The 23,447-nt window shown below is 63.6% G+C and carries 24 protein-coding genes; 13 read left to right on the top strand and 11 right to left on the bottom strand.

What is annotated here, in order from left to right; all coding sequences use genetic code 11:
* Positions 1-152: 152 nt before the first annotated feature.
* Positions 153-1,115, bottom strand: a complete 963-nt coding sequence (locus AC3WR3_RS04435) for an ion channel (RefSeq protein ID WP_492291274.1) — start codon at positions 1,113-1,115, stop codon at positions 153-155.
* 59 nt (positions 1,116-1,174) lie between these two features.
* Positions 1,175-2,821 (bottom strand): response regulator, encoded by a 1,647-nt coding sequence (locus tag AC3WR3_RS04430; RefSeq protein ID WP_492291273.1) that lies wholly within the window; start codon positions 2,819-2,821, stop codon positions 1,175-1,177.
* A 257-nt stretch (positions 2,822-3,078) separates the two neighbouring features.
* Between AC3WR3_RS04430 and AC3WR3_RS04425 the strand changes: the two genes are divergently transcribed.
* Positions 3,079-3,504 carry an Hsp20/alpha crystallin family protein gene (locus AC3WR3_RS04425; RefSeq protein WP_139436372.1) on the top strand — a complete coding sequence of 142 codons (426 nt, stop codon included), beginning with the start codon at positions 3,079-3,081 and terminating at the stop codon, positions 3,502-3,504.
* Positions 3,505-3,546: 42 nt separating this feature from the next.
* Here the strand turns inward: AC3WR3_RS04425 and AC3WR3_RS04420 are convergent, their stop codons facing one another.
* Positions 3,547-4,584, bottom strand: a complete 1,038-nt coding sequence (locus AC3WR3_RS04420; RefSeq protein WP_492291272.1) for an FAD:protein FMN transferase — start codon at positions 4,582-4,584, stop codon at positions 3,547-3,549.
* A 301-nt stretch (positions 4,585-4,885) separates the two neighbouring features.
* Here AC3WR3_RS04420 and azu point away from each other — a divergent pair, with 301 nt between their 5' ends.
* Both azu and AC3WR3_RS04410 read left to right on the top strand, forming a co-directional pair.
* Positions 4,886-5,326 carry an azurin gene (gene azu / locus AC3WR3_RS04415; RefSeq protein WP_492291271.1) on the top strand — a complete coding sequence of 147 codons (441 nt, stop codon included), beginning with the start codon at positions 4,886-4,888 and terminating at the stop codon, positions 5,324-5,326.
* Between the two features lie 202 nt (positions 5,327-5,528).
* The gene (locus AC3WR3_RS04410) at positions 5,529-5,732 is read left to right on the top strand and encodes a hypothetical protein (RefSeq protein ID WP_408804146.1); all 204 of its coding nucleotides are present in this window, start codon (positions 5,529-5,531) and stop codon (positions 5,730-5,732) included.
* 25 nt (positions 5,733-5,757) lie between these two features.
* Here the strand turns inward: AC3WR3_RS04410 and AC3WR3_RS04405 are convergent, their stop codons facing one another.
* On the bottom strand, positions 5,758-6,315 hold the full coding sequence (locus tag AC3WR3_RS04405; RefSeq protein ID WP_492291270.1) for a HutD family protein: 558 nt from the start codon (positions 6,313-6,315) through the stop codon (positions 5,758-5,760).
* Between the two features lie 263 nt (positions 6,316-6,578).
* Between AC3WR3_RS04405 and AC3WR3_RS04400 the strand changes: the two genes are divergently transcribed.
* Together AC3WR3_RS04400 and AC3WR3_RS04395 are read left to right on the top strand one after the other, a co-directional pair.
* Positions 6,579-7,547 (top strand): nucleoside hydrolase, encoded by a 969-nt coding sequence (locus AC3WR3_RS04400; RefSeq protein ID WP_492291269.1) that lies wholly within the window; start codon positions 6,579-6,581, stop codon positions 7,545-7,547.
* Between the two features lie 102 nt (positions 7,548-7,649).
* On the top strand, positions 7,650-7,979 hold the full coding sequence (locus AC3WR3_RS04395) for a DUF3634 family protein (protein ID WP_202046731.1): 330 nt from the start codon (positions 7,650-7,652) through the stop codon (positions 7,977-7,979).
* Between the two features lie 103 nt (positions 7,980-8,082).
* Here the strand turns inward: AC3WR3_RS04395 and AC3WR3_RS04390 are convergent, their stop codons facing one another.
* On the bottom strand, positions 8,083-8,991 hold the full coding sequence (locus AC3WR3_RS04390; protein WP_492291268.1) for a LysR family transcriptional regulator: 909 nt from the start codon (positions 8,989-8,991) through the stop codon (positions 8,083-8,085).
* Between the two features lie 119 nt (positions 8,992-9,110).
* Between AC3WR3_RS04390 and AC3WR3_RS04385 the strand changes: the two genes are divergently transcribed.
* The 8 genes from AC3WR3_RS04385 (at position 9,111) to AC3WR3_RS04350 (ending at position 17,109) form a co-directional block, all read left to right on the top strand.
* The gene (locus AC3WR3_RS04385) at positions 9,111-9,554 is read left to right on the top strand and encodes a carboxymuconolactone decarboxylase family protein (protein ID WP_319913329.1); all 444 of its coding nucleotides are present in this window, start codon (positions 9,111-9,113) and stop codon (positions 9,552-9,554) included.
* A gap of 500 nt (positions 9,555-10,054) precedes the next feature.
* Positions 10,055-11,128 (top strand): cytochrome o ubiquinol oxidase subunit II, encoded by a 1,074-nt coding sequence (cyoA, locus tag AC3WR3_RS04380; protein WP_139436390.1) that lies wholly within the window; start codon positions 10,055-10,057, stop codon positions 11,126-11,128.
* 3 nt (positions 11,129-11,131) lie between these two features.
* Positions 11,132-13,108 carry a cytochrome o ubiquinol oxidase subunit I gene (gene cyoB, locus AC3WR3_RS04375; protein ID WP_408804151.1) on the top strand — a complete coding sequence of 659 codons (1,977 nt, stop codon included), beginning with the start codon at positions 11,132-11,134 and terminating at the stop codon, positions 13,106-13,108.
* A gap of 107 nt (positions 13,109-13,215) precedes the next feature.
* Positions 13,216-13,827 carry a cytochrome o ubiquinol oxidase subunit III gene (locus tag AC3WR3_RS04370; RefSeq protein ID WP_025327640.1) on the top strand — a complete coding sequence of 204 codons (612 nt, stop codon included), beginning with the start codon at positions 13,216-13,218 and terminating at the stop codon, positions 13,825-13,827.
* 75 nt (positions 13,828-13,902) lie between these two features.
* Positions 13,903-14,235, top strand: coding sequence for a cytochrome o ubiquinol oxidase subunit IV (locus tag AC3WR3_RS04365; protein WP_492291267.1), 333 nt, complete (start codon positions 13,903-13,905; stop codon positions 14,233-14,235).
* Between the two features lie 10 nt (positions 14,236-14,245).
* Complete coding sequence (cyoE, locus tag AC3WR3_RS04360; RefSeq protein ID WP_010673685.1) at positions 14,246-15,139, top strand: heme o synthase; 894 nt, start codon at positions 14,246-14,248, stop codon at positions 15,137-15,139.
* A 165-nt stretch (positions 15,140-15,304) separates the two neighbouring features.
* Entirely contained in the window at positions 15,305-16,666 is a 1,362-nt protein-coding gene (locus AC3WR3_RS04355) for an MFS transporter (protein WP_492291266.1), read from the top strand.
* 74 nt (positions 16,667-16,740) lie between these two features.
* On the top strand, positions 16,741-17,109 hold the full coding sequence (locus tag AC3WR3_RS04350; protein ID WP_043133720.1) for a DUF1428 domain-containing protein: 369 nt from the start codon (positions 16,741-16,743) through the stop codon (positions 17,107-17,109).
* A 156-nt stretch (positions 17,110-17,265) separates the two neighbouring features.
* On the opposite strand, the gene tauD is transcribed toward AC3WR3_RS04350, so the two are convergent.
* From tauD to AC3WR3_RS04320, 6 genes are all read right to left on the bottom strand, one after another.
* A complete protein-coding gene (gene tauD / locus AC3WR3_RS04345; protein WP_492291265.1) occupies positions 17,266-18,117 on the bottom strand; it encodes a taurine dioxygenase in 852 nt (283 codons plus the stop codon).
* A 189-nt stretch (positions 18,118-18,306) separates the two neighbouring features.
* Complete coding sequence (gene tauC / locus AC3WR3_RS04340) at positions 18,307-19,137, bottom strand: taurine ABC transporter permease TauC (protein ID WP_492291264.1); 831 nt, start codon at positions 19,135-19,137, stop codon at positions 18,307-18,309.
* Positions 19,134-19,901 (bottom strand): taurine ABC transporter ATP-binding subunit, encoded by a 768-nt coding sequence (gene tauB / locus AC3WR3_RS04335; protein WP_139436404.1) that lies wholly within the window; start codon positions 19,899-19,901, stop codon positions 19,134-19,136. Before tauB ends, tauC begins: the two co-directional genes overlap by 4 nt.
* Before the next feature lie 16 nt (positions 19,902-19,917).
* A complete protein-coding gene (gene tauA / locus AC3WR3_RS04330) occupies positions 19,918-20,892 on the bottom strand; it encodes a taurine ABC transporter substrate-binding protein (protein WP_492291263.1) in 975 nt (324 codons plus the stop codon).
* Between the two features lie 322 nt (positions 20,893-21,214).
* Entirely contained in the window at positions 21,215-22,318 is a 1,104-nt protein-coding gene (locus AC3WR3_RS04325) for an ElyC/SanA/YdcF family protein (RefSeq protein ID WP_492291363.1), read from the bottom strand.
* A 150-nt stretch (positions 22,319-22,468) separates the two neighbouring features.
* Positions 22,469-23,395 (bottom strand): LysR family transcriptional regulator, encoded by a 927-nt coding sequence (locus AC3WR3_RS04320; RefSeq protein WP_492291262.1) that lies wholly within the window; start codon positions 23,393-23,395, stop codon positions 22,469-22,471.
* Positions 23,396-23,447 lie beyond the last annotated feature (52 nt).

Genomic DNA, 23,447 nt, shown 5'->3' with positions numbered 1-23,447 from the left:
TCGGACCTGTTCACTATCTGTCGCGAGAGGTCGCCGGCAAGGTGAAGCGCAGGAACCTGAGTGTATATGTATGCATGAGAGCGCCTGGTGACACATCAGCGAGCCGCATATGAGCCCTGGAAGCGGCCTCGCAGCAAGATCGTGGACAGGTTTTAGCGGGTCATCTTCTTGACGAACACCACTACGAACAGCGCCAGCGTGAAGCTGCCGGTGAAGGCCTCGAAGGCGGCGAAGATCCGCGACAGGCCGACCGGGGTGAAGTCGCCATAGCCCAGGGTGGTGAAGGTCACCACGCTGTAGTAGAGGCATTCGAGCAGGAAGATGACGTTCTCTTCGAGGGTCGCCTCCGGGCGATAGATGAGGTGGTTGCCCGCGAAGTTGAGGCCGCAGAAGAAGTAGAAGATGCTGCAGATGAAGATGAGCAGCAGGGAGAAGAGCACCACCCGCATGGGGGCCTCGCCGTAGCCGCAGAAGAGATCCACTATCCAGGAGGCGAAGCGGTGATAGGACCAGAACGGCATCTGCAGGCGGCGCATGGTGAGCTCCTGCTGGATGTAGCGGCCTGACATGGTGAAGATCCCCTGGGCCTCCGAGGCCTTGCGCAGATCCCGATAGGTCTCTTCCGCCTCCTTGAACCAGACGCGGGCCTGCACCGGATCCCGCTCGCGTCGTCCCTTCCTGTCCTGCATCAGGCGCCTGCCGGTATCCAGGTTGTCGAGCCGGGTGTTCTTCCAGCGGATGCCGAGCAGGTTGACGTCGTGCAGCTCGGCGCAGTGCAGGTTGGCCTCGCTGAGGTCGGCCTTCATCAGGCTGCCGCCCTTGATGCGAATGCCAAAGAGGTGGGCGCCTCTCAGGTTGGCGCGATAGAGGTTGCACTGCTCCAGCAGGAACCCCTGTGGCCCCTCTCTGTTCACCAGGTTGAGGCCGGCGAGATCGGCGCGGGCCAGTTGCAATCCGTGGCACAGGCCCCCCTGGCGCACATAGCGCTCCAGCGCCGCGGCCGTGTCCGGTGACGAGTGGGAGGCGTGGGGGTCGTGCCAGTGGCACAGGTCGTGATCCCCCGCCTCTTCGCTGCAGTGGCGGCCATCTGCCACCAGGTATCGGCACATCCCCATGCTGTCGCTCCTCCTTGTCTGAGTCTGTATCAGCATAGGTGAGGGAGAGGCGCCGCTGGCTAGGCTAGCTGGTTAAATTCCTGGCGCAGCTTGCGAAAGCGATCCTGCTGGGCGGGATTGAGGGGGATGCCCTCCAGCACCTCCAGGGTCTCCTTGCACTCGGCGCCGAATTCCGGGCTCTTGCGGTTCTTCTGCATCAGTTGCAGCAGCACCTGGATCTTGTTGAGGGCGGCGCCGGTATTGGCGGGAGCCCGGCGCAGGGCCTCGCGGAAATGGCCGAGGGCCTGCTCCAGCTCCCCGCTCTGGTAGGCCTTGATGCCGAGATCGTTGAGCTGCTGGTAGCGCTGACGGCGCTCCTGCACCGTCTTGTCGTCGCGGGTCACCTGGATGCAGGTGGTGAGCAGCCTGTCTTCATCCTCCGCCAGCAGGGATTGCAGGCTCTCGGCGTACTCGAACTCCCCGAGCTGGTAGAGGGCGAGTATGGTCTCGCCGAGCAGGGCGGGGGGCATGGTCTCGGGCTTGTCGAGCCAGTTCTGGTTGGCGCGATAGAGCATCTTCTTGCCCTTGAGCAGCTCCCCCAGGGCGATGCGCACCCTGGCCTGACAGATCTGCTCGAACACCGGGTAGTTGAACTCCGACATCATCAGGGAGTCCCGAATGCGCGACAGGGCCGAGTTCACCTGCTTTTGCAGGTTGGCGATGTGATAGCCGTCGTTGCTGTTGAGGGCGTAGAGGGTCAGGGTCTGGATGTAGGCCCCGAGATAATGGGGGGTGCGGTGGATGGAGTTGCGCGACAGGTCGATGAGGGCGAGCAGCACATCCTTGGCCTGGCCGTAGTCGTGGCGCTGCAGGCACACCTCTGCCAGCCGGCGGGAGAGCTGCACCGACTGGGGGGAGATGTCCACCGCACGGCGCAGCTCCTGCTGGGCCAGCTCCTCCTTGCCAAGGGAGAGCAGGGATTCCGCCAGCCAGAGGTGGGCCTCCACCATCAGGGGGGTGTTCTTGAGCGTCGCCTGCAGGTGGCTCACCGCCTCGTCATAGAGCGCCAGACGGTAGCAGGCCTTGCCCAGGGTCAATCTGGCCCAGCTGTTCTCCTGGGCGGCCAGCAGCTGGCGCATCAGGCTGCGCGCCTCCTTGGCCTGGCCGAGCTTGAGCTGGGTGTCGGCCTGCAGGCAGCGGCAGAAGTTGGCAAAGCGCGGCACCGCATCGGCCTGTCTGGCACAAGCCTCGATCAGCGCCGGCATATCGTTCTGGGTGAGGGCGATGAAGACGCTCTCCAGGGACTGGCGACGGGCGAGGGCGCGCTTCAAGCGAAACGAGAACTGCTCCTGGGAGAAGGGCTTCATCAGGTATTCGTCGGGCTCGGCCTCGAGCGCGCTCAGCACCATGGCGCGGGAGCTGTCGCTGCTGACCATGATCACCACGCTCTGGGGCGGGATCAGCTGCTGGTCCCGCAGGCTCTCCAGCAACTGGCGACCGTTCTCGCCCGCTCCCAGCTCGTAGTCCAGCAGATAGATGTCGAAGTTCTCCTTCTGGCAGCGGCGGCGTGCCTCGTCGGCAGAATTGATGTAGGTGATGCGGTTGATGCCGATGTTGATCAGCATCGCCTTCATCATCATCTGAAAGGAACGCTGCTCGTTGACCAGCAGGATGCGCCTGGGTTTGGGCTGGGCTTTCTTCTCTGGTGCGGGATCCGGTGTCTGCATCTGTCTTGCATCGAGGCGCTGCGGGCTGGTGGGAGAAGTGTGCCACCAAAGTCCGCAGACAGGCAATTGAACATGGGAAGGGGCCCCGTTTTTCCCGCCAGGGCAAGAGGCAGTCCGCAAAAAAATCATGGTGCGCCCTTGATCTTCGTCAACCGGACGCGAGATGGCAGTGGCGCGGTTCGACCCGGTTTTTAGACTTGAAGGGAGGCAGATCCCGGCGATCTGCAGACATCACCCGCACCACAAGGAGGAATCAAATGAGTTTGCTACCGAGCCGCACCAGCCTGTTTGATGACCTGTTCCACGACATGGCCTCCGGCTTCTACATCCGGCCCCTGCACGGGGATCCCCTGCCCAGCCGGATCACGCTGGATCTGAGGGAGAGCGACGGCGGTTACCTGCTGCAGGCCGAGCTGCCCGGGGTGGCCAAGGAGGACATCCACGTGGACGTGCACGGCAAGCTGGTGACCCTGAAGGCGGAGATCCGCCAGCACGACAGCCAGAGCAAGGAGGAGAGATCCCTGCGCAGCGAACGCTACTATGGCAGCGTGTCGCGCACCGTCGAGCTGCCGGTGGAGGTGGCGCCGGATAAGGTCAGCGCCCGCTTCGAGAACGGCATCCTCACGTTGCAACTGCCCAAGCAGGCGGTCACCCCGGCGCCCCATCGCGTCCCCATCGAATAGCGCGCCGTCATGAAAAGGCCCCGCATTGCGGGGCCTCGTCGTTCATGGCTGGCTGCGCACCAGGTAGGGGGCAAACTCAGGGGTGTGGCGCGCCGCAAAGCCCGTGGCCGTCTTCTCGATGAGATAGACCGCCAGCTTGTGCTCGGTGGCAAAGGCCATCGCCTGCTCGGGCCCCATCACCATGAGGGCGGTGTCGAGGGCGTCGGCCTCGAGCGCGGTGGGGGTGATGACGCTGGCGGAGACCAGCTTGTGGGTGACGGGCTCGCCGGTGGCGGGATCTATGATGTGGGAGTAGCGCCGGCCATCGAGCTCGTAATAGTTGCGGTAGCTGCCGGCGGTGCTCAGGGCCATGCCGTTCGGGGTGACCACGTCCTCGATGGCGCCCGGCCTGTCCGAGGGCTCGACGATGGCCACCCGCCAGGGGTTGCCCTTGTCGTTGTGCCCCTTGCTGCGCACGGCGCCCGCTACCTCGACGAGGTAGTTGTGCACCCCCTTGCGCTCCAGCAGCGCGGCGATTTCATCGGATGCCGCCCCTTCCCCCAGGGTGGAGAGATCCAGATAGAGATCGGGGATGGCCTTGCCAAGCAGGAAATGGTCCCCTTGCGGCGTCAGGCTGAGCTTGTCGATGCCGACCCGCTCCCGCGCCTTGGCGATCTGCTCTGCGGTGGGCCGCTTGACCGGGCGCTTGTCCGGCCCGAAGCCCCACAGGTTGACCAGAGGGCCCACGGTGACGTCCAGCTTGCCCAGGGTAAGGCGCCCCGCATCCATGCCCTGCTGCACAATCTTCGCCATGCTGGCCGGTATGGGCATGGGGGCCTTGCCCGCATCCTGATTGAAGCGGGAGATGAGGGAGCCAGGATCATAGGTGGAGATCTCCTGGTTGATGCGCGCCAGCAGGGCATCGACCTCCCCCTGCAGCGCGGCCTGGCCGCCGGGGAAGGGGTCGCTCAGGGTCACCGCATAGTAGGTGCCCATGGTGTTGCCCTGAATGCGGGTCTGGGTCGGCGCCGGCTGACAGGCGGTCAGCAGCAGCATCAGGGAGAGCAGCAGGCCGCGGGGGGCCAGGGAGAGGGTCTTCATCTTGCATTCTCGCGGGAGTCATCGACGGGGGAGCAGCTTAGCCAAGGGCGCCGCCATTGACGAGCCCCGGGGGCCGGGTCCGGGTGAAAATAATTAAGCCGTGCTGGGGTGAAGCCGGCCGATCTGTTCCACAGTTCAATGGACTCGGGAAGTGACCTGGTCCGCAGCTTTGAGCAAAAGCGGCAGCCCTTCGGTGACATTTGGGTACAATGAAGATCGATCATGACAGCATCTTTGCGTGTCGACGTGCGATTCGCCAGACAAGGGTGTTGCCATTCCTCGCCAATCAAAGGAGAAGATGATGAAAAAGGTGTTAACCCTGCTGCTGCTGAGTTCCCTGGCTGCCCCGGCGCTGGCCGATGAGTGCGCCCTGGTCATCGAAGGCAATGACGCCATGCAGTACAACCTCAAAGAGATGAGCGTGCCGGCCACTTGCAAAGAGGTGACTGTCACCCTCAATCACACGGGCAAGCTGCCGGTGGCCAACATGGGTCATAACTGGGTGCTGACCAACACCGCCGACTATCAGGCCGTCGCCACTGCGGGCATGAGCGCCGGCGTCGATCACGACTACCTGCCCAAGGACGACGCCCGTATCCTGGCGCACACCAAGCTGGTGGGGGGCGGCGAGAGCACCAGCGTCACCTTCAAGACCGACGGGCTGGCGGGCAAGGATCTCACCTTCTTCTGCTCCTTCCCCGGCCACTTCGCCATGATGAAGGGGGCCTTCAAGGTCGGTTGAGCCGCGCTGGCCTGACAGGAAAAAGCCGGGATATCCCGGCTTTTTTGTGCCCGCTTGCCGTGATTGCAGCATCAGTCGGATGCCCGTGCGGGCGGTATCGCGCGCCGTTTTATGATCCGGCGCCGGGTGAGCAGGGGAGTGAAAGGGTAAGATGGGCGCCTTTCGGGCCTGATGGGCCTGCCCAAGAGGAACCAAGGTCGTCATGAAAGCCATGAAATGGGTGATCAGCGGTTGCCTGCTGCTGGTATGCGCCATCGCGCTGGCGGCAGAGCCCCCGGTCAAGAAGAGCAGAAGCGGCATCTGCCATCCCCAGGGCGGCACCTACTACAGTCGCACCAAGCACTACACCCCCTACGACTCCATGCAGGCCTGCCTCGACAGCGGCGGGCGGACGCCCAAACGCTGACCGGCGTCAGGCCTGCTCCTGCCGCCTATTTGGGCTGCAGGGTAAAGAAGGCGAGGGTGGTCTTCTTGCCGCACTCGAAGTGGATGCTCTCCTCCCCCTGCACCACCAGGGTCTCGTTGATGGCCACGGCCTGGCCTGCCACCGTCAGCTGGCCGCTCAGCAGGTGGCAGAGGTAGGTCTTGTCCGCCTCCAGGGTGAGGGTCAGGGGGAAGGGCACAATGAGCACCCGCACGTTGGCGCCGATGCGCGCTGGGTCGTAGATGAGCCCCAGATCCGTCACTTCCTTTTTCAGCAGCTCGCAGTGGGTCTCGTCATCCCCGCTGAAATGGGCCGCCTCGAAGGTGGCATAGGGGTGGCCGTTGAGCACGAAACCGGCGCCGCTGACGGGCAGCAGGATGCGCTGATAACCGGGAAATTTGGAGAAGGGGCCCGCCGCCTTGATGGGGGCCGAGCTAAGCCGGTAGTCAAAGTCGAGCTTCTCCAGGCTCGAGCCCGGGGGGGAGACAAGGATCTGGGCCGTGGTGCCCTGCCTGTTTTTCCAGGGCATCTTCAGCTGCTCAGACTCTTTAATCAGGGTGATCACGTTGGCGCCTCGGCGAGGAGTGGGGAGAGAGGGGCCAGTGATACCATCCCGCAGACCTACCCACAAGGCGCGGGGGTCTGAGGGCAGGCCGACTGCCCAGAATGTCGCCACTCAGACCCCTGACCATGACAGGCCCCGGATGAGGTGCTCAAGATGTCGCCGGTCGGCAGGGGGATGGCAGGCCAAACCCCGAGGCTGTGATCCTGACGCTGTTAATCGGGCCCGGGGTCGCTACACTGGCACTTCTGCCGTATGGAGGCCCCATGACCCACAAGATCATTCTGGATACCGATCCCGGTATCGACGACGCCATGGCAATACTCTTTGCCGAGGCCCACCCCGCCATCGACTTGCTCGCCATCACTACGGTGTTTGGCAACGCCACCATAGAGAACGGGACCCGCAACGCCCTCTGGCTCAAGCAGAAATACGGCATGAAGGCAGAGGTGGCTCAGGGCGCCGCTGCGCCGCTGCTGCGCGAGCCCGTGGGGCCGACGATCGTGGTGCACGGCCCGAGCGGGCTGGGGGACGTGGAGGCGGGGGAGGTGACCCTGACCCCGGATCCCCGCCCGGCCTGGCAATACATAGTCGAGACGGTGAAGGCCAATCCCGGCGAGATCACCCTGGTAACCATCGGGCCGCTGACCAACCTGGCGCTGGCGCTCGAGGCCGCCCCCGAGATCACCTCGCTGGTGAAGCAGGTGGTGGTTATGGGGGGCGCCTTTGGCGTCAACGGCCATCGTGGCAACGTGACCCCCTATGCCGAGGCCAACATTCACGACGATCCCGAGGCGGCCGATCGGGTGTTCACCGCCCCCTGGCCCGTGGTGATCATCGGGCTGGACGTGACCCAGCAGAGCTTCTTCAGCAGTGCCTACCTGGATGCCCTGCGGGACGACGCCGGTGAGCCCGGCCGCTTCCTGTGGGCGGTGAGCCGCTTCTACCTGCGCTTCTATTCCGAGCGCATCGGCCTCAATGGCTGCCACGTGCACGATCCGTCCGCCATCGCCTACGTGATCGATCCCGAGCTGTTCACCCTGCGGGAGGGACCGGTGCGGGTCATCGACCATGGCCCCGCCATCGGCCACACCCTGCAGAAGTTCGACGGCAAGTCCCACCCCCACGATGAGTGGGCGGGCTATCCGGCCCAGCGGGTCGGGGTGGCGGTGCGGGATCAGGTCCTGCTGGCGCTCTATCGTGAGACGCTGGTGGCCTGGGGGAAGGATTGCTGAGACGCTCGCCAGCGTGATGGACAAAGCGTGAGGCTCACCAAATAATTGCCAGCCGACGCTGGCCTATACTGACGAAAACTGAGGTATTCAAGGAGCAAGCGGATGGCCTGGTTGTCTTTGTTGGTGGCGATAGCCCTCATCTGGTGGCTGATGAAGCTGGGGCGTGGTGCCCTGTTCGAGATCCGGCTTGCCCCTGGCAAGGTGCAGGTGAAGCGAGGCTCGGTGCCGCCGCGCTTCCTGGCCCAGGCCAAGCAGATCCTGCAGCAGGATCCGGTGCGGGGCCGCATCCTGGGTCAGCGCGACGACAACGGGGTCAGGCTGGTCTTCTCCCGCTCCATCCCGGAGCCCGTGGCCCAGCGCCTGCGCAGCGTCTTCCCTTACGGGGATTATCGCGGTGTCACCTCACCCCCGGATGGGCGCAATGCTCGCTGAACCCGCGGGCTGAACTCTTGCGCTGAACGTGTTGTTCACACCGGACGCCGGGCACTCTGCCCGGCGTCTGCTTTTCCCATAAGCCATGGCCAGGATGCAGCCATCAGCGCGGCCCTTGCAAGGGCGCCATCACCTCGATCAGAAAGTCGATGAAGGCGCGGGTCTGGGGCTTCAAGAAGCGGCCGCCCCGAAACACCGCATGGATCTCGTCATGACGATCCTCGTACGGGGAGGCCTGCCAGTCCGGCAACAGCGGCAGCAGGGTGCCGTTGTCCAGCCCCTGCTGCACCATCCAGCTCGACAGCAGCAGTATGCCGGCGCCCGCCTCGGCCGCGCACAGCAGCGGCGTGCCGCCGACCGAGGCGAGGTTGCCCCGCACCGCGACCCTGTGCCGCTGCGACTCTTGCCGGAAATACCAGTGCTGGCGCTGACGGCCATGGCCGCGGATCAGGCAGTTGTGGTGTGCCAGCTCATCGGGGTGGACGGGCTCGCCGTGGCGGGCCAGATAGGCGGGGGAGGCGACCAGCAGGGTCCGGTTGGTGAGCAGATGGCGGCTATGGAGGCCGCTGTCCACGGGGCGCCCGATGCGCACCGCCAGGTCCACGTTTTCGGCGTCGAGATCCACCAGCCGGTTGTCGAGCTCGATCTCGAGCCGCACCCCGGGGTAGCGGGCCAGGAAGGCCGGCAGGCGCGGCGCCAGCCAGGTGGTCCCGAAGCTCTCGAACACCGAGACCCGAAGCGGGCCCTCTGGCGCCACCGGCAGGGGCTGCAGGGATTGCACCAGCTGATCCGCCTCCTCCAGCAGGCGCACCGAGCGGGCCAGGAAGTACTCCCCCTGCTCGGTCAGCACCAGCTGGCGGGTGCTGCGCTTGAACAGGGGGATCCCCAGCTGTTGCTCCAGCGCATCTATGGTGCGGGTCACCGAGGAGGGGGCCAGGTTGAGGGCGCGGGCGGCCCGGGAGAAACTCCCCGACTCCACCACCTGAGCCAGGATACGGACGCGATCCAGCATGGGTATACCTTTGCGGTAAATGCAAAACTGTTGCAGGTTGTGGCGGTATTCTATCCATGGATGAAAGCGTGAACAATGTGCTCATCGCCCATGGGGGCGCTCATCCAAGGAGTCTTGCCATGTCCCACCGTATCCAGCTCGCCAGCCAGATCCCCGCCGCTATCCAGGCCATGCGGGGGCTGGAAACCTATCTCGGCGGCACCGACATTCCCCTGTCGCTCAAGGAGCTCATCAAGCTGCGGGCCTCCATGCTCAACGGCTGCGCCTACTGCATCGAGATGCACGCCGAGGTGGCGATGAATCACGGCGACAGCCCCCAGCGCTTGCTGGCGCTGTCCGCCTGGCGCGAATCCCCGCTGTTCGATGAGCGAGAACGGGCCGTGCTGGCCCTGACCGACGAGGTGACCCTGATCGGCGAGCGAGGGCTTACCGAGGAGACCTACCAACAGGCCCTGGCCCTGCTGGGGGAAACCCTGCTGGCCCAGTGCCTGATGCAGGTGGTCACCATCAATGCCTGGAACCGCATCGCTGTGGCGACCCGAATGGAGCATAAACACCCCTGAGGGAGACCCCGTGGTGGGATGTCGTCTTAAGCGGGCCTTACATGAGGCCCGTTTTTCATGGCGGGCCCCAGACAGGGCAGCCCCTTCTGCGCTTCTCTCGGTCCCGGGAAGTTAATCATACATTCGTTTGATTAATTATTTTTTTATTTCCCCTCGGAATATACGCATCCAGATCAAGGAATGGAGAGGGCGCCTGTGCATCAAGAGAGGGTTGAATGGCTCTTTTTTGCCCTATTTCTCACTCTTGAAATAAGGGTAATGGACCATTTTGATTAATTGGTGAGCGATTTTGGCGGGGAGATAAATTAACGGGAGATGAATTGAGGATCTGTGAATTTAATAAATTGGTCGCTGTCAAGCGATTAACATCTGATACCTGTTTTCACCACCCTTGGAACATTTTTGGGATTAATTTTTCATGTTGTTCACATGCCGGTCTGATGCAATAAAATGCGGCATTTTTATTATACCAATAAGCCTTGAAACGATGAGGACATTGCATGAGACCTTTTGAAGTAAAGAGGGGCTTGGGCGCTTTGCTGTTGATGGCAACCGCTGGCTTGCTGAGTGGCTGCGACATGGCTCTGATGAGCCCCAAGGGGCAGGTTGGTCTGGAACAGAAGTCACTGATATTGACCGCACTCGGGTTGATGTTAATCGTGGTGATTCCTGTGATTATTATGACGGTGGCATTTGCTCGTAAATACAGAGCATCCAATACCACTGCCAAATACACCCCGGATTGGTCCCACTCCAACAAGATTGAAGCGGTCGTCTGGACCGTGCCCGTCATTATTGTCGCCATCCTGGCGGTGATTACCTGGAAAACCTCCCACTCCCTCGACCCTTACAAGCCGTTGGAATCTGACGTCAAGCCGATCCAGGTCGATGTGATTTCGCTGGACTGGAAATGGCTGTTCGTCTATCCGGAGCTGGGGATTGCCTCGGTCAACGAGCTGGCCTTCCCGGTCAACACCCCGATCAACTTCCGGGTGACCTCAGACACAGTGATGAACTCCTTCTTCATCCCCCAGCTGGGCGGTCAGATCTACGCCATGGCCGGGATGCAGACCAAGCTGCACCTGATTGCCAACGAGGCGGGTCAGTACAAGGGGATCTCCGGCAGTTACAGCGGTGCCGGTTTCTCTGGCATGAAGTTCAAGGCGATTGCCACCCAGGACCAGGCCGGTTTCGATGCCTGGGTCGCCAAGGTGAAACAGTCTCCCAAGATGCTGAGCACCATGGGTGAGTTCGATGCCCTGGCCAAGAAGAGCGAAAACCACCCGGTTGAGTACTTCGCCAGCGCCGATCCCAAGCTGTTCGTCAATGTGATCAACAAGTTCATGGGCGGCATGTCCCATGGCGGCCATGACGCTGCAAAAGATGGCGCCATGGACCACGAGGCCATGAAGCATGACGCCGCGAAAGCAGAACCCATGGACCACAAGGCCATGAACCATGACGCTGCAAAAGCAGAACCCATGGACCACGCGGCCATGAGTCACGACGAGCATGCCGGACACATGGCCACGTCCATGGCTGACAAGAGTGTGAAAGCAGGATCCGAGGAATAATCGATGTTTGGAAAATTGACACTCGAGGCTGTTCCGTACCATGAACCCATCATCATGGTCACGATAGCCGGTATCATCTTGGGTGGGCTGGCGCTTGCCGGTCTCATCACTTATTACGGCAAGTGGCAATATCTGTGGAAAGAGTGGTTCACCTCGGTAGACCACAAGCGCCTCGGTATCATGTATCTCATCTTAGGGATGGTCATGCTGCTGCGCGGCTTCGCCGATGCGGTCATGATGCGTGGTCAGCAGGTCATGGCCTCCGCCGGTAGCGAAGGCTACCTGAACGCGCACCACTACGATCAGATCTTCACCGCCCACGGCGTCATCATGATCTTCTTCGTGGCCATGCCGCTGGTGATCGGCCTGATGAACATCGTGGTGCCGCTGCAGATCGGTGCCCGTGACGTCGCCTTCCCCTTCCTGAACAACCTGAGCTTCTGGTTTACCGCCGCGGCCGTGGTGCTGATCAACGTCTCCCTCGGGGTCGGTGAATTCGCCCAGACCGGCTGGCTGGCCTATCCGCCCTTGTCGGGGCTGGAGTTCAGTCCCGGGGTCGGGGTCGATTACTGGATCTGGAGTCTGCAGATTTCCGGGTTGGGTACCCTGCTGACCGGTGTCAACTTCTTTGCCACCATCATCCGGATGCGTGCCCCCGGCATGACCATGATGCGTCTGCCGGTGTTCACCTGGACCGCCCTGTGCGCCAACATCCTGATCATCGCCTCCTTCCCGATCCTGACCGTCACCATCGCCCTGCTCACCGCAGACCGCTACCTGGGTACCCATTTCTTTACCAATGACATGGGTGGCAACATGATGATGTACATCAACCTGATCTGGGCCTGGGGCCACCCCGAGGTGTATATCCTGGTGCTGCCGGTGTTCGGGATCTTCTCCGAAGTGGTGGCGACCTTCTGCAAGAAGAAGCTGTTCGGCTACACCTCCCTGGTGTGGGCGACCGTGGCCATTACCGTGCTCTCCTTCGTGGTCTGGCTGCACCACTTCTTCACCATGGGGTCTGGCGCCAACGTCAATGCCTTCTTCGGCATCACCACCATGATCATCTCCATCCCGACCGGGGTGAAGATCTTCAACTGGCTGTTCACCATGTACCGCGGTCGCATCGAGTTCAGCTCGCCCATGCTGTGGACCGTCGGCTTCATCATCACCTTCACCGTGGGTGGCATGACAGGGGTACTGCTCTCTGTGCCGGCCGCCAACTTCGTGCTGCACAACAGCCTGTTCCTGATCGCCCACTTCCACAACGTCATCATCGGCGGCGTGGTGTTCGGTTGCTTCGCCGGTATCACCTACTGGTTCCCGAAAGCGTTCGGCTTCAAGCTCGATGACGTCTGGGGCAAGCGTGCGTTCTGGTTCTGGATCACCGGCTTCTTCGTGGCCTTCATGCCGCTCTACGTGCTGGGCTTCATGGGCATGACCCGTCGTGTCAGCCAGAACATAGATCCCGAGTTCCACGGTTGGCTGGTGGTTGCCGCCTGCGGCGCCGGCCTCATCGCCATCGGCGTCTTGTGCCAGCTCATCCAGGTCGTGGTCAGTATCCGTGACCGCGAGAAGAACCGTGACTGGACCGGCGATCCCTGGGGTGGCCGTACCCTGGAGTGGGCCACTTCCTCTCCGCCGCCCTTCTACAACTTCGCCATCGAGCCCAAGGTGACCGGTCTGGACGCCTTCTGGGAAGCGAAAGAGGACGGCAGCGCCTATCGCCAGCCGGCCAAGTACGCTCCCATCCACATGCCGAAGAACTCAGGTGCCGGTGTCATCATCGCCGCCTTCAGCGTGGTGTTTGGCTTTGCCATGATCTGGCACATCTGGTGGATGGCCATCGCCGGCTTCGTCGGCATGATCGCCACCTGGATCATCCACAGCTTCAACGACGATGTGGACTACTACGTACAGGTTGACGAGATCGAGCGCATCGAAGGTCAGCATTTCGACAATATCAACAAGGTGGCCTGACGCTATGACAACTGGCGCTCCAGATCACATTCACCTCAACGGTGCCCAGAAAACATGGGCACCCGAAGGTCAGCATTTCGACAATATCAACAAGGTGGCTTAACTCCATGGCGACTGACGTTCTACATCACTCTCACGGTGCCCATGAGGATGGGCACCATGATGCCGGTGCCACCAAGGTATTCGGCTTCTGGATCTACCTGATGAGTGACTGCATCCTGTTCGCGACCCTGTTCGCGACCTATGCGGTCCTGGTCAACGGCACCGCCGGCGGCCCCACCGGCAAGGACATCTTCGAACTGCCGTTCGTGTTCGCCGAAACCATGCTGCTGCTGCTGAGCTCCATCACCTTCGGGTTCGGCATGCTGGCCATGAACAAGAACAAGGTCTCCGCGGTCAACACCTGGCTGCTGGTCACCTTCATTCTTGGCGCCGGCTTCATCGCCATGGAGATCTACGAGTTCCATCATCTGATCGTCAATGATGCGGGCCCGGATCGCAGCGGCTTCCTCTCCGCCTTCTTCACCCTGGTCGGTACCCACGGTATCCACGTGACCAGCGGCCTTATCTGGATCATCGTGATGATGGTACTGATCAGCAAGAAGGGGCTGACCGAGCGCAACCGCACGCGCCTGATGTGCCTGAGCCTGTTCTGGCACTTCCTGGACGTGGTGTGGATCTGCGTCTTCACCGTGGTCTATCTGATGGGGGTCATGTAAATGAGTCATTCCGTTGACAATATTGACTGTGCCAGCCACGACAGTGTCAGAACCTATCTGAAGGGGGTCATGTAAATGAGCACTCATTCCGTTGACAATCACGGCGCCAGCCACGGCAGCATCAAGTCCTACATGACAGGCTTCGTGCTGTCACTCATCCTGACCGCAATCCCGTTCTGGATGGTGATGGACGGCTCCGCGTCCCATGCCATGGTGCTCGGCACCGTGGTCGGCATGGCGGTGGTGCAGATCTTCGTGCACCTGATCTACTTCCTGCACATGAACACCTCCTCCGAGGAGCGCTGGAACCTGGTGGCACTGGTCTTTACCGTGCTCATCATCGCCATCGTGGTCGTGGGTTCCCTGTGGATCATGTACAACCTCAACATCAACATGATGGTTCACTGAGCGGGTTGATGTGATGATGAAGCAATACCTGCAAGTGACCAAGCCGGGCATCATCTTCGGTAACCTCATCTCGGTTATCGGCGGCTTCCTGCTGGCCTCGAAGGGGAGCCTGGATGTGCCCCTGTTCATCCTGACCATGGTGGGGGTGTCACTGGTGGTGGCCTCCGGTTGCGTGTTCAACAACTACATCGACCGGGACATCGACTGCATCATGGAGCGCACCAAGAACCGCGCCCTGGTGAGGGGGCTGATCGCCCCCGGTGTGTCGCTCTGGTATGCGACGGCCCTGGGCGTTGCGGGCATTGCACTGCTCTACTTCGCGGCCAATCCGTTGGCCGCCTTGCTGGCGGTGCTGGGCTTCCTGGTCTATGTGGGGGTCTACAGCCTCTACATGAAGCGTCATTCGGTCTATGGCACCCTGGTCGGCAGCCTCTCCGGCGCCGCGCCACCCGTCATCGGCTACTGCGCGGTGAGCGGCCAGTTCGACTCGGGGGCGCTTATCCTGCTGGCGATCTTCAGCCTGTGGCAGATGCCGCACTCCTATGCGATTGCCATCTTCCGCTTCAAGGATTACCAGGCCGCCAACATCCCGGTGTTGCCGGTGGTGAAGGGGATCCCGGTGGCCAAGCTCCACATCACCCTCTACATACTGGCGTTCATGGTGCCGACCCTGATGCTGTTCCTCGGCGGCTACGCCGGTTACAAGTATCTGGTGGTGGCCACCGCGGTGAGCGTCTGGTGGTTGGGGATGGCGCTGTCCGGTTACAAGGCGGCGGTGGATGACTCCCTCTGGGCCCGCAAGCTGTTCATGTTTTCCATCGTCACCATCACCTGTTTGAGCGTGATGATGTCGGTGGACTTCCAGCCGGACGCCGCGCCTGTATTGGTGAGCATGCTGCCCTGATAGTGTGAACTGCACCCCTAAATGCATGAAATCCAGAGCCGGGAACCTTCCCGGCTCTGTTATTATGAGGCCCGCCCCACGGGGCACCTTGTCGGTTTTTTCGGGTGTGGCGTGCCTTGTCATCCGCCCCTTTCTGTCTCCTCTCCCTGACCTATCGAGGCCATCATGAATGATTTCACCATGACGAGGGGCGAGCGCCGTGCGACCTGGGCGCTCGGCTCCGTCTTCTCGCTGCGCATGCTCGGCATGTTCATGGTCCTGCCGGTGCTGACCACCTACGGCATGTCCCTGGCGGGCGCCTCGGAGGCGCTCATCGGTCTGGCCATCGGCATCTACGGCATGACCCAGGCGCTGTTCCAGATCCCCTTCGGCCTGCTCTCCGATCGCATCGGCCGCAAGCCCCTCATCGTCGGCGGCCTGCTGATGTTTGCGCTGGGCAGCGTCATCGCCGCCCTGAGCGACTCCATCTGGGGAGTTGTCGTCGGGCGCGCCCTGCAGGGGAGCGGCGCCATCTCCGCCGCCGTCATGGCGCTCCTGTCGGATCTCACCCGGGAGCAGAATCGCACCAAGGCCATGGCCTTCATCGGGGTGAGTTTTGGCATCACCTTCGCCATCGCCATGGTGACAGGCCCCTTGATCACCCAGGCGGTGGGACTATCCGGTCTGTTCTGGCTCATCGCCCTGCTGGCGCTGGCGGCCATCGCCATGGTGATCTGGGTGGTGCCGACCCCGGCGGCCCACCTGCAGAATCGCGAGTCCGCCATGGTGCGCGGCGGTTTTCGCACCGTGCTCACCAACCCGCGCCTGCTCAAGCTCAACCTCGGTATCCTCTGCGTTCACACCCTGCTGATGTCGAGCTTCGTGGCGCTGCCGCCTCTGCTCGAACAAGCGGGCCTGGCTCGGGAGCACCAGTGGCAGGCCTACCTGGTCACCATGCTGGTCGCCTTCGTGAGTGTGGTGCCCTTCATCATCTATGCCGAGAAGCACCGCCAGATGAAGCGGGTCTTCATCGGGTGCGTGGGGGTGATGTTGGCCGCCGAGCTGGTGCTCTGGCAGAGCGGCCTGCAGCTCTGGGGCCTGCTCGCCGGGCTGCAGCTCTTCTTCATCGGCTTCAACGTGATGGAGGCCCTGCTGCCATCCCTTATCAGCAAGGAGTCCCCGCCCGGCTACAAGGGCACCGCCATGGGGGTCTACTCCACCAGCCAGTTCCTCGGGGTCGCCATCGGCGGCAGCCTGGGGGGCCTGCTCTACAGCCTGGGGGGCGGCCCCCTGGTGTTTGGCGGCTGCGCCGTGCTGGCCCTGCTCTGGCTCGGGGTGAGCCTCACCATGGCCGAGCCTCCCTACGTCAGCAGCCTGCGCATCGTGTTGCCGGAGGGGGTCGAGGCCACCCCGGCGCTGGAGCAGCGGATCCGCGCCTGCGACGGGGTGAGCGACGTGCTGCTGGTGCGCGAGGAGCACTCCCTCTACGTGAAAGTGGACAGCAAGCGCCTGACCCGCAGCGATCTGGAGCGGCTGGTCTCTCTCTGAGGGTGACCGGGCCCCGAGGGCGGCCAGGGGCACGGCTGCTATGCTGAGATCCTCAACCACAGGAGGAACCTCTCATGTCATATGTAGACGGATTCGTGATCGCCGTGCCCACGGTCAACAAGCAGGCCCTGATCGATCATGCGGGGCTGTTTGACCCCATCTTTCTCGAGTATGGCGCCACCCGGGTGCTGGAGTGCTGGGGGGATGACGTGCCCCACGGCAAGCAGACCGACTTCTACCGCGCGGTGGCGGCCAAGGAGGACGAAGCCGTGGTCTTCTCCTGGGTGGAGTGGCCGAGCAAGGCGGTGCGGGACGAGGCCATGACCAAGATGATGAAGGATCCCAGGATGGATCCGGCCAGCCCCATGCACCAGACCATGCCCTTCGATGGGGCCCGCATGATCTTCGGGGGCTTCACCACTGTGCTGGAGCTCAAGGGCTGAGGGCCGTCAGCGACGCCCAAGCACGCCATTCAGCCTGATCTTGGGGCTTCACCATTGTGGCTGGAGGCTGGAGCTCAAGGGCTGAGGGTCCGCCGCCGGTACAAAAAGCCCGCCATTTGGCGGGCTTTTTCATTGGGCGAGGCGAAGTCGCGCAAGTCAGCTCGGGCGCCAGAATGGCTTGTCCCCGAGTATGGTGGCCCTGTGCATCACCCGGCGTGCCGGCAGGTAGTCGGCATTGGCATAGTGCTGGGTCACCCTGTTGTCCCAGATGGCCATGTCGTTCTCCTGCCAGCGCCAGCGCACCTGAAACTCGGGGCGGCGGATGTGCTCGAACAGAAAGCCGAGCAGTGCCTCGCTCTCCTTGGGGGGCAGCCCAGGCAAGCGGGTGGTGAACCCCTCGTTGACGAACAGTGCCTGCCGGCCGCTCACCGGATGGGTGCGGATCACCGGGTGGCGCAGGGGAGGGTGACGGGCCACGGCCGCCTGCCAGCGCTGTCGCTCCTCCTCGCTGCCGTCGTGGCGGTGGGCCGGGAAGGACTTGGTGAAGTCGTGCTCGGCTTCCAGCCCCGCCAGCAGGGTTTGCAGGGGTGGGGAGAGGGCTGCCAGCGCCGCTATGCCGCTGGCCCAGAGGGTGTCCCCCCCGGTGGGAGGCAGCTGCTTGGCGGCCAGAATGGCCAGCGCCGGGGGCGTCTCGATAAAGGTCACGTCGGTGTGCCAGTTGTCGTTGTCCGGCGGATTGTCGTCGTGGGTATCGAGCACGATGATCTCCTCGGCCTCCTCCGTGTGGGGGTAGACGGGGTGGATATGCAGATCCCCGAAGCGGTTCGCCAGCGCCCGCTGCGCTCGCGGGGTGATGGGCTGGCTGCGAAAGAACAGCACCTGGTATTTGAGCAGGGCGCGATGGATCTGCTCGAACTGCCCCTGGGTCAGGGGCTCGGCCAGATTGACCCCGGCGATCTCGGCGCCGATATGGGGGCCCAGGGGGCTGATGGTCAGCTTGTCGGTCATTGTCTTGCTCCATGCCAGGGGGCGTGCAGGCCCGGTTCCAATACGAAGGCGATGTGAAGGCTAGCGGTCAGCTTGTGGTTCATTGTCCTTCTCCATGCCAGGGGGTCAGCCTGCGCTGCAGGGCGCGCAAGCCCAGTTCCAGTACGAAGGCGATGTGAAGGATCACCATGGGAGCGGTCAGCTTGTGGTTCATTGTCCTTCTCCGTGCCAGGGGGTCAGCCTGCGCTGCAGGGCGCGCAAGCCCAGTTCCAATAGGAAGGCGATCAGGGCGATCACCAGAATGCCTGCCAACACCACGTCGGTGGCGAGGAACTCGCTGGCGGATTGCACCATGAAGCCCACCCCCCGGGTGGCGGCGATAAGCTCGGCCGCCACCAGGGTGGACCAGCCTACCCCGAGCCCGATGCGCAGCCCGGTCAGGATGTCCGGCAGGGCGCCTGGCAGGATCACGTGCCAGAGCACCTGGGGCCGGGATGCTCCCAGCGCCTGGGCCGCCCGTACTCGCACCGTGTTGGCGCTCTGCACCCCCGCCAGGGTCGCCAGGGCCACGGGGGCGAAGATGGCCAGATAGATGAGCAGCACCTTGGAGGTCTCGCCTATGCCAAACCAGATCACCATCAGGGGCAGGTAGGCCAGCGGCGGCACCGGGCGGTAGAGCTCGATGAGGGGGTCCAGCACGCCGCGCACCGTGGGGCTCAGCCCCATGGCGATGCCCACCGTGATGCCAAAGAAAGCCGCGGCGACCAGGGCCACCAGGATGCGGCCCAGGCTCGCCCCCAGGTGCTGCCACAGGGTGGCGTCCATAAAGCCCTGGGGCCCGGCGATGGTGATGAGCTGTGCCAGCACCTGCTGCGGGGGCGGCAGGAATAGAGGGTCGACCCAGCCAAGGTGCGCTACCAGCCACCACAGGGCCAGCAGGACGAGCAGGGTGGCTAGGCTCAGGGTCAGACGGCGGGGCAGGGGCCAGCCCGCTGCGCGTGCGTGGGTGACATCCCGCTGCCGGGCGAGGGCGAGGGTCATGGGAAGGCCTCCCGCTCTGCGAACACCCGTCCCAGCACGTATTCACGACGCTCGATGAAGGCCGGGTCGGACTTGATGCTGCGGCAGGGTTCCCCGGCGGCGAAGCGGCGACCGAACTCCAGGGTCAGCCGCTCCATCACCCGTCCGGGGGAGGAGGAGAGCAGCACCAGCTCGGTGGCCATGAAGATGGCCTCCTCGATGTCGTGGGTGATGAGCAGCACCTGGCGCCGATGCTCGTGCCACAGGCGCAGCAGCAGGGTCTGCATCTGCTCCCGGGTGAAGGCGTCCAGGGCGCCGAAGGGCTCGTCCAGCAGGAGCAGGCGGGGCCGGGTGGCCAGGGCCCGGGCGATGCCGACCCGCTGGCGCTGGCCGCCGGAGAGCTGCCAGATGGCGCGATCGCCGGCGCCTTCCAGCCCCACCTGACGCAGCAGTGCCTGGGCCTGTTCGGTGCGCTCGGCCCTGGGCACCCCCGCCAGTTGCAGGCCGAGGATCACGTTGTCCAGCACGTTGCGCCAGGGCAGCAGCCCCTCGCTCTGGAACACCACGCCGCGCTCGGCGCCGGGGCCGGTGACCTGTTTTCCCTCGAGACTTATCTGGCCGTGGTGGCAGGGCTCGAAGCCCGCCACCAGGTTGAGGAGGGTCGTCTTGCCCGAGCCCGAGGGCCCCAGCACCACCATCAGCTCCCCCTCGGGCAGGGAGAGGCTGATGTTGTCGAGCACTCGCCTGCCGGCGTACTCGGCGGACACATGAGAGAGCTGCAGCATGGTCGTCTCCTCCGTTTTACTGGGCCACGGCTTTCACGAAGCGATCGGTCACGAACTGGCGGTAATCCGAGGCGGCGTTTGGCACCTTGCCCTGGCTCTCGAGGAAGCGGGCGGTGTCGATGATGGTCTGGTTGACCAGGCTGCCCAGCTCGGCGCTCTGGGCCTTCGCATCGAGATAGGTATTGCCCTTCACCAGGGCGGGGACGTCCGCCTCGGGAACGCCGCTCAGGGCCGCGAGCTTGCCAAGATGCTCGGGCTGGGCCAGCCAGCCGTCCGGGTTGGCGAGGTAGGCCTGCTGGGCGGCCAGGGTGCTGTTCACGAAGGCCTGCACTACTTCGGGATGGGCCTTGGCAAAGTCCTTGCGCACCACCCAGACATCCAGGGTCGGCGCCCCCCAGTCACCCACCTGGGCGGAGTCGGTCAGCACCTTGCCCTCCCTGGTGAGCTGGTTGAGGGCGGGGGCCCAGACATAGGCGCCGTCGATGTCGCCCCGCTGCCAGGCGGCGATGATGGCCGGTGGTTGCAGGTTCACTATCTGCAGCGTCGCGGGGTCGACGTTCCAGTGCTTGAGGGCCGCCAGCAGGCTGTAGTGGGTGGTGGAGGTATAGGGCACGGCGATGCGCTTGCCCGCCAGATCCTCTGGCCCGGTGAGCCCCTGTTTCACCACCAGGGCCTCGGACTCCCCGAGCTTGGAGGCGAGCAGGAACACCTCGATGGGCAGGTTCTGGCTCGCCGCCACCGCCAGGGGGCTGGAGCCGATGTTGCCTATCTGCACATCGCCGGAGGCGAGCGCCCGTACCACGCTGGCGCCACTGTCAAACTTGCGCCAATCCACGGTGGCGCCGCTCTCCCTGGCGAAGGTGTTGTCGGCCTGGGCCACCTTGGCGGGCTCGGCCGAGGTCTGGTAGGCCACGGTGACCTCGAGGGCCTGGGCGGACTGGCCGAGCAGCATGGAGGCTGCGAGCCACAGAGAGATGCCTTTTGCTGTCATGATGCACTTCCTTGTTCAGGGGGTTGGAAGCCACATCTTTATCTGAACATCCCCGAGTGCGAAGGAACGAGAAGGGTGCTCTCATGTCGTTTGGTTCTTAGAAAAAGAACGGTAAATCAATGATCTGTTTGAGATATGCCAGGAGGTGAATAGCTTGCTCGCCCGCCGTCTATCGAATGGCTGGCGCAAGGGGCACAGCGCCAGATCCCAGGTGCCGTAAAGTGCGTGCAGGGGCAGGTCAGCAGGGAGGGCAGAGGGGCCGCAGTGACTAGCAGGGGGAGGAGAGAGGCTTGGGCCCCGCCAGGGTGGCGGGGCCGGGGGATCAGCGCTCTACCAGCGGGGCCGAGCGGTAGCTCCACAGGCCATAGGTGCGCAGGGCGTCGCGGTAGATGCCGAGCAGCTCCTCGGGGCTTGCCTTGGCCAGGGCGGAGAGGGGCTTGTCCGGGTAGGCGACGCTGTCGATGCGGATATTGGCCGGGCCGCTCTGCCAGCAGGCGATTTCCAGCAGGGTCTGGCCCCGGCGCACGTGGCTCGCCGAGCTCACCAGGGTGGCGTATTCAATCTCGTGGCGGGCGAGGGCATAGCCGCTGTAGAGGGCGTTCTCCACCGTGCTGGTGGCGTAGTTCTCCTCGATGATGCGGGAGCGATCGATGCCCTTCTTCGCCAGCCAGTCCGCCATCAGCTTGCCCTCGGTCTGGCGGTTCTGGGGCACGCCGCCGGTGAGGATGACGAGGGCCGCCGGATCGGCCTGGGCCAGGGCGCGGGTGGTCTCGAGGCGCCCCAGCAGGATCTCGTGCATGGAGCCATCGGGATTGAGGGCATAGCCCAGGGTGACGATGGCGCGGCGCCCCTTCTTCTCGCCCCGTCCCTGACGCTCCTTGAGGGGGGTGGCGATCACCCTGTCCACGGTGGCGAACAGCCGCTGCAAGTCGGCGGCGCGACCGGCGTTGAGCTCGCCGACCCGCTTGAGGTAGCCATCGGACTTGGCCTGATCGCCCTTGAAGCGCAGCCAGGTGGCGAGATAGGTGTTGATATCCAGATCGTCCGGCGCGGCGGTGAGGGCCTGCTCGAACAGGGCGATGGCCCTGTCCACGTTGCCGTTGTAGATCTGGGCGTTGGCCGCCGAGATGAGCAGATCGGTGCGATAGGGCTCGAGCTGGTGTGCCTCCAGCAGCAGGGTGGTCACCTGCTCCATGTTGCTCGGCATCTTGGCGGTGAAGCCCGCATCCGAGACCCGGGCGGGGGAGTGGAAGATGCGGGCGGCGTCCGCCAGCAGCTGGTCCACCACCTGGCGCTTGCTGATGTACTGCTCGTAATTCTGCTCCTTTTGCAGGGAGCGCACCGGGGCGGCCCAGGCATCGGATGAGACAAAGAGCGGCAGCGTCAGCAGGCTGGTGAGGGTCAGGGCAATCGCGGTTTTCTTCATCATGGGGCTCCCCCTGGGGTGAGGGGCGCGATGCCGTGGCTCGTCCCCTGAATGCTTTTCCAATAAAAACAGATGCTTGGTTTGCTGCCTACTCTACTCCCTTCCCGATGAAAAAAACGTGAACCCTTCCAGTTATCCCGATGGCGCCCCTCAGCGCAGCCCCAGCCGCTCCTGCAGGAAGGCGAGCCAGGCCTCCACCTTGGCGGGCAGGTGGCGGCGCCTGGGATAGACGCACCAGATGCCGTGCTCGGGCAGGGCATGGTCCGGCAGCACGGGCACCAGCCGGCCGGCGGCGAGATCCCGCGCCACGATGAAGTCCGGCATGTTGCCGATGCCGAGCCCCGCCAGCAGCGCGGTGTGGATGGCGTCGCTGTTGTTGACCTCGAAATTGCCCCTGGGGGTGATGGCTACCTCCCCCTCGGGCCCGTGCAGCCGCCACTGGGTGCCGCCGCGAAACAGGGAGTAGAAGAGGCAGTTGTGGCGCTCGAGATCGGCCGGGGTGCGGGGCGTGCCGGCCTGCGCCAGGTAGGCAGGGGCGGCGCACAATGTGCTGAGACAGGGGGCGAGGCGGCGAGCGACCAGGCTCGAATCCTCCAGCTCGCCGATGCGCACCGCCACGTCGAACCCCTCGGCCACCAGATCCTGCCGGGCATCGCTCATCTCGAGCTGCAACTGCACCTCGGGGTGGAGGGCGAGAAACTCGGGGACAAGGGGGGCGATGTGGCGCCGGCCATAGACCATGGGCACAGTCACCCGCAGCAGGCCGCGGGGAGCCGATTGCAGGGCGCCGATGGCATCTTCCCCGTCGCTGGCCAGGCGCACCGCATGGCGCACCGTCTCGAAGTAGCGCTCCCCCGCCTCGGTGAGGGTGAGGGAGCGGGTGGTGCGATAGAGGAGCTGGCAGCCGAGGGCCTGCTCGAGCTGGCTCACCTTCTTGCTCAGCACCGACTTGCTGAGGCCGAGCTGGCGGGCGGCGCCGGAGAAACTGCCTGACTCCACCACGGCGACGAAGGCCGGGAGCAGGGCGAAGGCTTCCTGGTTCATGCTGTTCTCGATATGGAAACAATGTTGTTCCATAAGCGTAGATTATCCCCAAATCAAAAACAATTTACCCTGCTCGTCAGTTCAA

The organism is Aeromonas sp. EU05-FHT14A05 (assembly GCF_058791175.1).
This window is presented reverse-complemented; position numbering and strand designations above follow the sequence as displayed.